The organism is Elstera litoralis, assembly GCF_000963705.1.
Lineage (GTDB): Bacteria > Pseudomonadota > Alphaproteobacteria > Elsterales > Elsteraceae > Elstera > Elstera litoralis.
On record NZ_LAJY01000830.1, the window covers coordinates 1 to 753 of the forward strand.

The 753-nt window shown below is 54.9% G+C and carries 1 protein-coding gene; it reads right to left on the minus strand.

Features of this window, described 5'->3' with window-relative positions; genetic code table 11:
- Nucleotides 1-264: 264 nt before the first annotated feature.
- Nucleotides 265-561, minus strand: a complete 297-nt coding sequence (locus VZ95_RS20045) for a hypothetical protein (protein WP_045774294.1) — start codon at nt 559-561, stop codon at nt 265-267.
- Between the last annotated feature and the right edge of the window lie 192 nt (nt 562-753).

The window sequence follows — 753 nt, forward strand, 5'->3', positions numbered from 1 at the left end:
TGGACCAAGAAACTGGCGACGACGTCGATACCGTGATTACCGAGTCCTATCTGTGGGACCGACGCCATAATCACAATCTGGGGAGCGGTTTGGGCGTTCAAGCCCCGATCCAGATGTAGCCAGACTATCGGAGCGCGCGGGTTTGCCGCCGTTTCGACGGGTTCGGGGCCTTTCGCGAATGGGATTTCACTCCCTGCCCCGATCTTAAGCGGATCAATCTCTGGATTGGTCCGCTTTTTTCATATCGATATCGAAATAAAGGCCTTAAGAGGCCAATCTGAGCGCCGTAATCGTGGTCGTACTTGGGTCTTTTACCAGCCCATCGACGACAAGATTGACGCCAAGCTCGCCAATCGACCCGACCCCGTTGGAGGTGGCGAGCTTTTCCATCTTTTCTTTGAGATTAATGGCCGCCGAAGCTTGATTGGCGTGGGCGATGGCACGATGCTCGCCTGCCGAGGTTTTAAGGAAAATTTCGACGACATCTTTTCCATCCGAGCCGATGCGAGCCCGAATTTCCTTGATGGTGCCTGTGATGCTGTGATGCTCGACGCCGGTCAAGTCGCAGCCCTTCCCTGAAATCTACGCCGAACAGAATAGCGTAAACTTCAGAAACTTCCTAGTAAAACTTACAACGCCCCCCTGCGGAGATTCGGCCCCTGTGGGCTCAGCGCGGCGTTTTCGGGGATTCTCAAGAACAGAGCTTWGWGSATCGAGCGTATTTTGCGGCGCGCTTCGGGTCCATGATCCGGC